This window comes from Mesorhizobium sp. M7A.F.Ca.US.014.04.1.1 (genome assembly GCF_003998745.1).
Taxonomy (GTDB): domain Bacteria; phylum Pseudomonadota; class Alphaproteobacteria; order Rhizobiales; family Rhizobiaceae; genus Mesorhizobium; species Mesorhizobium ciceri.
Genome location: NZ_RZRW01000222.1, coordinates 1 through 8,951, shown reverse-complemented (window position 1 = coordinate 8,951; position 8,951 = coordinate 1). Strand labels below are relative to the sequence as shown.

Below are 8,951 nucleotides of genomic sequence, written 5' to 3'. Positions count from 1 at the left end.
CCTGCCGGGCGTTCGCTGTTCGAAAAGCCAAGCAATTGGCTTTTCGTCCGCTGCGCGGATCACACCTCACCCCCGTAAACGGGGAGAAAGAAGCAAAGCCCTATTTCGGCATCTGCCCGCCTTGCTTGGGCGTGCGGCTCTGCATGCTCCTTGCGTCCATCGCTACCGCCGGGTTGCCCTCGCCGACCAATATGCCGGTCACCCGGGCAAAGCCGGTAAACACCTTCATGGCGTCGGCTTCGGAAATCTGGGCGGCAATCGCCGCGCTGCAGGCGTTCAACGCGCTGCGGTAGACATGGCCACGCCGCTCCAGCGGCCAGCGCTGGAGAAAATCGGCGGCTTCGCTGACGCTGTCGATCTCTTCGATCTCATCTTCCACCCGCACTTTGAGCGGCACTCCGGTTTTCATCGTACCCACGGCGTTCACCTTCGCTTTGCGCGCGGCTCCAGCTACCGCACCCATAAACGCGCCCCGCTGGGGGCCGGTTGCATCAATTTTTCGGGCGGCGCCCGCTCCTCACGGGCTAGCCACCGCATCCAGCCAGTCATGGGCGCGGCTTTTGGGCCTGTCGACCAGGATGTTCTGCTGCTTGGCCGCCCTGGTGAAGGCGTCGAACGCGATGCGCTGGCAGCAGATGCCGTCCACGGCGAGCGTAACCAGCCGGGAAGCCTCGAGATAGCCAGGCGCTGTCTTGTCGGGCCATTGGTGGCGCAGTGCCTCGGCGGCTCCGGCCACCGAACTGACCAGCATGGTTTTGTTGTCGCAAAAGCGCACGGTAACCGGCATGAAGGCTGTCATCGGCGAACCTCCCCTTGGCATGGACGCGACATAACGTCGAAAGCTCGCGCCGGTTCCATCAGCCTGGATGCCGGACGACAGGGATGCTGGCGCGGCGGCGAAGAGGCGACGACCTCCGGTTCATTGAAGGCCAACCGAGCAGCGCTCCGCTCCGCTCTGCCACCGCGTGGGAAGATGCCCGGCAGGGCCGAGGGCGCGCGAAGGATCGCCACGTGCCGGCCTCCCACCACCATCCCAACCAGGAGCCTCCCATGAGCAAAAAGACCAGACCCGCAAAACCGCAGGCGCCGAAATTGCCGAAGGGCGAGGCCGAGCAGGTGCGCATACGCCGCGAGATCGGCCATGATTTCGCGCTCAGGGATGACGCCCTCGGCCGCAAGCGGCTGGCAGCGGGCACGCTGGAGGCTGCGCGTGTCTACGAAGTGTCGAATGACGGCTACGCCGCGACCGGCGGCATCGTGCGGCTGCGCGCCATCGATGCGCTCGTCGGCATCACTTCGCTGTCGCGCCAGCAGCGCGAGGCAGGCCTGCGCTACCGCGAGGATTTCCGCTGCAGTCAGCAGGCTGATGTCAAGCCGATGCGCTGGACCGAGCGCATCGACGGCGGCCGCGAGGGCGGCGGCATCGCCGACAGCGTTCTCGACGCCGGCAGGGCCTATGCCGCCGCCACAAGAGCGCTAGGCCATTGGGAGGTGGCCGCCGTGGTACGACAAGTCTGCTGCGCGGACGGTTCCCTCAAGCGCCTGTCCGAGCAGACCGGCGAGGGCCGGAACGTGGTGACGAAGCTGCTGAAGGTGGGGCTGGATTTGTTGGCAGTGCATTACGGGATGATGATGAGGAGGCGGGTGGGGTGAGCGGCGCAAATATCCGGCCGGCGGCGCCGGCCGGATCATTTTTCACAGGATCAGATCATCGGCAGACGCGGATTTCCTCGACGATCCTGTGGTGATGGCGCCAATGCTTGACCAGTGCGATGTGGCAACGGTGGTGACGGTGGTAATAGCGCGGCCTGTAGCCGTTGTCATAGGCGTCGTACTGGTAATAAGGGCGATAGTAGCGATCGCCATAGTCGTAACCATTGTAATAATCGTCGCCGTAATAGTCGTCTGCATAGCCGCCAATGCCGATACTGATACGGCTGCGGGCGTCGGCGGGGGCGATCATCGCCGCCGCCGAAGCAATGGCGATAACCGAAACAAGCAGGAGCTTTTTCATAGCTGCCTCCTTTTCAAGGTTAGGCTAATATATAACTGCCGAGTTGCAGCCTCGTTCCACAGATTCGTAAGATGTGACGAACAATACAGACCGGGGCGCAGATGCCCAGGCGCCTAAAACAAGGCCCTCTCCAATGGCCCCGCCAGTGTCTCGGCAAAGCCCGTCGCCAGATGGTGCCTGTCACGAAACGCCAGCTTGCCTGATATGACGACGTGGCAGGAGGTCGGGCCGCAGAATTGGTTGGTGAGGTCGATGTAGCGGGTGTCGGGCACGCTGGTCACCACGGCGCGCTCGGTGGCGGCGGTGCTGTCGTTGGCGGCTTCGGCCCTTGGCGTGTCGCAGTGCGGCGAGGGTGCCTCGCGCCACCACAGGGTGCGCGCCACGCAGGAGCCGGCGAAGCTGGCGTTGATCGGCGTGTCGCGGATGACTGCCGTCTCGACACCGGCCCGGCTGAAGGCCTGCAAGGTCGAGCGCAGGCCGGCCTGCCAGCGCGCCACTTCGGCGGTGCGTTCGGCGGCGGGCAGATCGCGGGTCAGATTGCCGATGGAAAATTCGGAGATCACCACCAGGCGCGGCTTGCGGCGGATGATCTCTGATATGGCCTGCTCGCGCCAGGCGTCGCATTCGGTGTAGTCGCGCTTCAGCACCGTGTTGAAGGTGGAGAGCCGCGAGGCGCGGCACGATGATTTGAGGTAGGTGACCACCTTGGTGTCGTTGCGCCTGGCTGCTTCGATCAGCGGCGTCGACCAGTGGTCGGCGTGCGAATCGCCAAACAGCACGATGGTGCGGGTGGCATCGGCCGGGCCGAATGTGCAGGGTTTCGGCGTCACCGTTTGGAAGTCGGCCAGGCAGTTCTTGTCGACGGCCCGCGCGATGGAAGGTCTTTCGGCCGCCTGCTCGATGCCGCGCTGCTCGGGACCGATGTTGCGCGTGGCCAGATGCGCATTGGCGTAGGCGACCGCCACGCCGGCACCGGTCAGCGCCAGCGCGGGTGCGAGCGCGCGAGCGCCCACCGTCAGCCAGGCGCCGCGTCGTGCCGGGTTCTCGATGAGGTGATAGGTGAGCACCGACAGCGCCAGCGCCAGCACGCCGCAGCCCAGCCGCTGCGGCACCGTAAGATCGGGCGTCAGCATCCCGGCGTAGACGATGACCGGCCAGTGCCAGAGATAGAGCGAATAGGAGAGCGTGCCGATCCATTGCAAGGGCGGCAGCGACAAAGCGGTGGCCGGGCCAAGGACGTGCCGGTCGGTCCGCCCGTTGGTCTGTTCCCCGCAGCCGCCGCTCAGCAGCACCAGCACGGTGCCGGCAACCGGCAGCAGTGCATACCAGCCGGGGAAGGGCAGGTCCTCGCTCAACAGGCGATAGGCGGTCGCAATCAGCGCCAGGCCGAGCGGCAGGCCGAAGACCAGCGAGATGAGGCCGGAGGCGGCCGTCATCAGCACCGTCTCCCAGATCGAACGCAGCAGAAGTTCAAACAGGATTGGCGACATGGCCAAGCACCTCCACCCGCGCCTGGCGAGCCTTCAGGAATGTGATGATGTCAGCAAGATGATTTGCATCGCTGCCGGGAACCGAAAGGAACAGCGTGCCGACCGGCTGCTGCTGGATATGGTCGATGCCGCCATGGACGAGGCGGAAGGCGCCCGGAACCGCAATCGCAAGGTCGGACAGCAGCGGGCCGCTTGCCGCCTCGCCGGCCACGTCGACGCGCAGGATGGTTTCCGCACCGGCCGCCGGCAGCAGCCGCGCTGCCAGCTCGGCCGGCAGCTGCGGCCTGATGGCGCCGAGCAGGCTGCGTGTGATCTCGGAGCGTGGGTCGGCAAACACCGACCAGACCGGCCCTTGCTCGACGATGCGTCCGGCGTCGATCAACGCCACGCGGTCGGCGATGGAACGGATCACCTCCATCTCATGGGTGATCAAAAGGATGGTCAGGCCAAGCTGCCGGTTGATGTCCTTGAGCAGTGCGAGGATGGAGCGCGTCGTCTCCGGATCGAGCGCCGAGGTGGCTTCGTCCGACAGGAGCAGCGCCGGGCGCGCGGCAAGCGCCCTGGCGATGCCGACCCGTTGCTTCTGGCCGCCCGACAGCGACGCCGGATAGGCCTTGGCTTTCTCCGACAGGCCGACAAGATCGAGCAGTTCGGCGGCGCGCTTCAGCCTCTCGGCTTTCGGCCGGCCCTCGATCTTCAGCGGCAGCGCCACATTGTCCTCGACGGTCTTGGCCGACAGCAGGTTGAAATGCTGGAAGATCATGCCGATGCGCCGCCGCAGCGGCTGCAGGTCGCGCTCGCTGAGCCGGCTGATCTCGCGGCCCTCGATGAACACCTCGCCGGAGTCAGGCCGTTCCAGCCCGTTCAGGCAGCGGATCAGCGTCGATTTGCCGGCGCCGCTGCGGCCGATGATACCGAGGATCTCGCCCTTGCGCACGGTCAGCGAAATGCCGTCGAGCGCCGCCGTCACACCGAAATGGCGCTTCAGGTCGACAAGGCGCACGACATCCTGAGATGCGTCGGGCCGGGTCTGGGTCGGATCGGCGGTCTCCCCGGATGCCGTGATATGCTGGTTCATGAATATTCCTGTTCCCGAAAACGCAATCGCGGCCCGCGCCTGAGCGCGGACCGCTGTTGCTCTCGAACCGGGCTTCCGGCCGAGGACCGGATCAATAGGCGCTGAGGCCGGTGCCCTTGTAGACCTTGTCGAACTCGGCCTTCACCGCCTCGTTCTGATAGGAAGCCACCAGCGTCTTCACCCAGGCCTCGTTCTCGTTACCGGTCTTCACCGCGATGAAGTTGCGGTAGGGATTGTCGGCGATAGGCTCCTGCGCGATGCGGTTTTCCGGCGACAGGCCGCTTTTCAGCGCCCAGTCGGTGTTGACCACGGCCGCATCGAGATCCTCGACCGAGCGGCCGACGATACCGGCGTCAAGTTCCTTGATCACCACCTTCTTCGCGTTCTCGGCGATGTCGGCGGTGGTGGCCAGAATGCCGGTGCCATCCCTGAGCTTGATCACGCCCTCGTTCTGCAGCACGCGCAGCGCCCGGCCTTCATTGGATGGGTCGTTGGGCACGCCAATGACCGCGCCCTCGGGCAGGTCGGCAACCTTGCTGAACTTCTTAGAGTAGAGGCCGATCGGCCAGACGCCGGTATAGCCGACACGGACGATGTGGTAGCCTTGCGTCTTGATCTGGTTGTCGAGATAGGGCTGGTGCTGGAAGGCGTTGGCGTCGATCTCGCCGCGCTCCAGCGCTTCGTTGGGCTGGGTGTAGTCGTTGAATACCACCGTCTCGATGGCAAGGCCCTTTTCGGCGGCTTGCGCGACGACGACGCGCCAGACGTCCTCGTCCTCGCCGCTGATGATGCCGACCTTGATCGCCTTCTTGTCCTCGGCAAACGACGCATGCGGTGCAATCAGGCTGCCGATCGCGACGACTGAGGCGAACAGCAGAGCAAGGCCACTGCGCCGGTTGACGGTTGACCCGGGGGAAGATGGCAAAGTGTTCTTGAAGTCAGTCATGATTGATCTCTGCGGTTGTGAAGTCATGGCAGCGAGGCGGATTGCCTAGCCTTGGTCGCATCCTCAGAAATTCTATCAAGTTTATCAAAGAACGCGTTTCGCCATTCTCGCCAAAGCCGGGAATATTCTCTCAAAATTTTCAAGAGCGTGAGCAAAAGCCGCTGCTTGGCCGGCCGCAGCGGATCGCGGCGCGATCTTGCGCGCGTCTGGAGGTCGTCAGATTCTCAGAGAGCTCAGCGTGCCGTCAAAGCGCGATCCAGGCCGCCTTCAGTTCCAAATATTTCTCCAGCGCGTGCAGCGACTTGTCGCGGCCGAAGCCGGACTGCTTGACGCCGCCGAGCGGCACGGTGATGTCGGCGCCGCCATAGGTGTTGACGTGGACGACGCCGGCATTGATGGCGCGCACCATGCGATGCGCGGTGGAGAGATTGGCGGTCCACACCGCGGAGGCAAGCCCGTAGACGGTCGAATTGGCAAGCCGAACCGCCTCCTCCTCGGTCTCGAAGCGCATGACGCCGAGCACCGGCCCGAACACCTCCTCGCGCGCCAACTGCATGTCCTGCATGACATTCTCGAAGATCGTTGGCGCCATGTAGCTGCCACCGGTCTCGGTCAGCATCCGCTGGCCGCCGGTGACGAGACGGGCACCTTCTTCCGTGGCCCTGGCGACGAAACCGAGGTTCTTGTCCAGCTGTTCGGCGCTCGATACCGCGCCGACATCGCTGGTGAGATCAAGCGGATCGCCGACTTTGAGCCGCATGGTTGCCGAGAGCAGTTCGTCCATGAAGCGGTCGTAGACCGCTGACTGGACGAGAAGCCGCGAGCCGGCGACGCAGACCTGGCCGGAATTGCGGAAGATGCCATTGGCCGAGACGACCGCTGTCTGTTTCAGGTCCGGGGCGTCGGCAAAGACGATGTTCGGCGACTTGCCGCCGAGTTCGAGGAAGACGCGCTTCAGATTGGAGCGAGCGGAATATTCGAGCAGCCGCCTGCCGACCGGGCCGGAACCGGTGAAGGCGATGGCGTCGACATCCATATGCAGGCCGAGCGCCTCGCCGGTGACCGCGCCAAGCCCGGTGACGACGTTGAGCACACCGGCGGGCAAGCCGGCCTCGCTTGCCAGTTCGGCCAGCCGCAGCAGCGTCAGCGAGGCGATCTCCGGCGGCTTGACCACCACGCAATTGCCGGCGGCAAGTGCAGGCGCGATCTTCCAGGCACCGATCATCAGCGGGAAATTCCACGGCACGATGACGCCGACGACGCCGAGCGGCTCCTTGTGGATCAGTCCGAGCACATTCTCGGCCGTCGGCGCTATCTCGCCATAGACCTTGTCGATGGCCTCGGCATAGTAGCGGATGGTGCCTGCCGCCGACAGCGGTTCTGCCTTGTAGGCCATGCCGATCTCGGTGCCGTTGTCGCGCACACCGAGCACGGCGAGCTCATCGGCGTGTTTCTCGACCAGCTCGGCGAATTTCGTCAGCACCTTCTTGCGAAAGGCGGGTGTGGCGCGCGACCACGAGCCCTTCTCGAACGCCTTGCGCGCCGACTTCACGGCGCGGTCGATATCGGCGGCGTTGCCGTCGGCGATGCTGGCGAAAGGTCGGCCGTCGATCGGCGACGTCACCGGCAGGCTTGCGCCGCTTGTTGCCTCGACCTGCACGCCATCGATGAACAGGCCCTGCGCGCCGATCTCCGTCTTGCGCAGCGTTTCGATGGCATTCTGACTGATCATTGGTGACGGACTCCAAGGGAAACATGCAATGTGGTTGGCGCGCGGAATTCCCAGCCGCGAAACACCGGTTCCCTGCTCGGCACAAGGCTGAGATCGGGGAAGCGTTGGAGCAACAGCCGCACCGCAAGGCACATCTGCTCGCGTGCGAAGAACCGGCCCGAACAGAAATGATGGCCGAAGCCGAAGGCGGCATGGTTGCCTTCGTTGCGGTTGATGTCGAAGCGGTCGGGATCGGCAAAGCGGCTCTCGTCGCGGCTTGCCGAAGCGACGAGGGCGGCGACGGCAGCGCCGGCCGGGATCGTCACGCCGCCAATCTCGACTGCCCGCGTCGTCTGCCGCGTCTGCGTACCGATCGGCGCCACCCAGCGCAGGCCCTCGTCGACCGCCCTCGGCACGAAAGTCTCGGGATCGGCGAGCACCTGCCGCAATTGCTCGGGATGGGCCAGCAGGCCGGCGAGGATCGAGCCGGCGCCATGTCCGGGCTCCTGCATGCCGCCAAGCAGAATGACCTTGATGCTGGGCATCAGAAAGTCGATCGGCCGCGTCGTGCCCTCCGGCATGCCGTCATGCAGCATATGCGACAGCGCCGAGTCATCTGGCTGGCGCGCAAGTCTTTCCAGCGTCGGCAGGATGGCGTCGCCGACCTCGGCACTGATTGCGTCGGCGATCTCCTGCCGTTTCGGATCGTTCTCGAAATTGATGGCGCCCTGGGCAAGGCCGTAGAACCAGCGGCGCAGCGTCGGCATATCGATGCCGGCAAGGCCGAGCGAGCGCGCCAGGCTGAGCGTCGACACCGGCTCGAAATAATCGGTCATCAGCTCGGCGGAGCCCTGGTTGACGATCCGGTCCAGAAAAGGTTCGGCAATCGACCGCACGAGGTCGCCGGCATAGGCGGCGACGGTGCGCGGCCGGTATTTCGGGTCGACGCCTTGGCGCAGTTGCTTGTGCGTCTCGCCATGGGTGGTCAGGATGGTCGGCTTGCCGAAGGAACGCTCAACTGGTGACGAGCCGACGACGGCGGAGAAGATCTCGGGCGACTTGGCGACGCTCTCGACATCCTTCCAGCGGGTGACGAACCAAAGATTGACCGCCGGCACGAAAGCGACCGGCGCACTGCGCCTGAGCTCTGCATAGATCGGGTAGGGATCGGCTTCCAATGCCTCGACGGTGATATTTTCGGCAAAGCTCAAATCCGCCACTCCCCTTGTGGTGTAAGGGGCGGCGTGGCATGCCGCCCCTTTGCTTTTCTCAATCTTTCAGCGGCTGGCCGAGGTTTTTGAACGCGACCGGATCGCGGCTCTTCAGCGCGCTGGCCAGCAGCAGGCCGACGATCGCGGCGATCAGCACCAGCCCCGGCAGGAACACGCCAAGGAAACCGCCGGCTCCCGACAGGCTGCCGAAATTGATGACGATCAAATAGATGATGATGACGAAGGCGATGAAGGTCAGCCCGGGCAGGATGGTGGTCTTCAGCGCATTCTCGTGGGCCGCCGGGTTGGCGCGGAAGAACATCACCACGGCAAGCGATGCCACCGCCATCATCGCGATGACACCGAGCGTCGCGACATTGGTCAGCCACGAAAACAGCGCCAGCACCGGATCGAGGCCGAGCACGGCGAACAGGCCGACAACGACCGCGGCGAGCACGCTCTGGATGACGGAAGCGACATGTGGGCTCTGGTGCACCGGAT

At 64.7% G+C, this 8,951-nt stretch carries 9 protein-coding genes and 1 pseudogene; 1 reads left to right on the top strand and 9 read right to left on the bottom strand.

The window, feature by feature from the left end; translation table 11 throughout:
* Positions 1-100: 100 nt before the first annotated feature.
* Both EOA22_RS16420 and EOA22_RS16415 read right to left on the bottom strand, forming a co-directional pair.
* Positions 101-409: a DUF982 domain-containing protein gene (locus EOA22_RS16420; RefSeq protein ID WP_063170292.1), complete on the bottom strand. Its 309-nt coding sequence runs from the start codon at positions 407-409 to the stop codon at positions 101-103.
* Positions 410-517: 108 nt separating this feature from the next.
* Positions 518-799 (bottom strand): DUF982 domain-containing protein, encoded by a 282-nt coding sequence (locus EOA22_RS16415; RefSeq protein ID WP_013530587.1) that lies wholly within the window; start codon positions 797-799, stop codon positions 518-520.
* 251 nt (positions 800-1,050) lie between these two features.
* Between EOA22_RS16415 and EOA22_RS16410 the strand changes: the two genes are divergently transcribed.
* Positions 1,051-1,653, top strand: coding sequence for a DUF6456 domain-containing protein (locus EOA22_RS16410; RefSeq protein ID WP_063168642.1), 603 nt, complete (start codon positions 1,051-1,053; stop codon positions 1,651-1,653).
* Positions 1,654-1,708: 55 nt separating this feature from the next.
* Here the strand turns inward: EOA22_RS16410 and EOA22_RS16405 are convergent, their stop codons facing one another.
* From EOA22_RS16405 to EOA22_RS16375, 7 genes and pseudogenes are all read right to left on the bottom strand, one after another.
* Positions 1,709-2,014: a hypothetical protein gene (locus EOA22_RS16405; RefSeq protein WP_027160843.1), complete on the bottom strand. Its 306-nt coding sequence runs from the start codon at positions 2,012-2,014 to the stop codon at positions 1,709-1,711.
* Between the two features lie 113 nt (positions 2,015-2,127).
* A complete protein-coding gene (locus EOA22_RS16400; RefSeq protein ID WP_245478641.1) occupies positions 2,128-3,504 on the bottom strand; it encodes an acyltransferase family protein in 1,377 nt (458 codons plus the stop codon).
* Positions 3,485-4,582 (bottom strand): methionine ABC transporter ATP-binding protein, encoded by a 1,098-nt coding sequence (locus tag EOA22_RS16395; protein WP_127390084.1) that lies wholly within the window; start codon positions 4,580-4,582, stop codon positions 3,485-3,487. The genes EOA22_RS16400 and EOA22_RS16395 overlap by 20 nt, the downstream gene beginning before the upstream one ends.
* Before the next feature lie 91 nt (positions 4,583-4,673).
* Entirely contained in the window at positions 4,674-5,528 is an 855-nt protein-coding gene (locus tag EOA22_RS16390) for a MetQ/NlpA family lipoprotein (protein WP_013528557.1), read from the bottom strand.
* A 244-nt stretch (positions 5,529-5,772) separates the two neighbouring features.
* Positions 5,773-7,260: an aldehyde dehydrogenase gene (locus EOA22_RS16385; RefSeq protein WP_063169690.1), complete on the bottom strand. Its 1,488-nt coding sequence runs from the start codon at positions 7,258-7,260 to the stop codon at positions 5,773-5,775.
* On the bottom strand, positions 7,257-8,459 hold the full coding sequence (locus tag EOA22_RS16380; protein ID WP_245478640.1) for a cytochrome P450: 1,203 nt from the start codon (positions 8,457-8,459) through the stop codon (positions 7,257-7,259). The genes EOA22_RS16385 and EOA22_RS16380 overlap by 4 nt, the downstream gene beginning before the upstream one ends.
* A 49-nt stretch (positions 8,460-8,508) precedes the next feature.
* Positions 8,509-8,951 (bottom strand): annotated as a pseudogene (locus EOA22_RS16375) (amino acid permease); the annotation flags it as partial.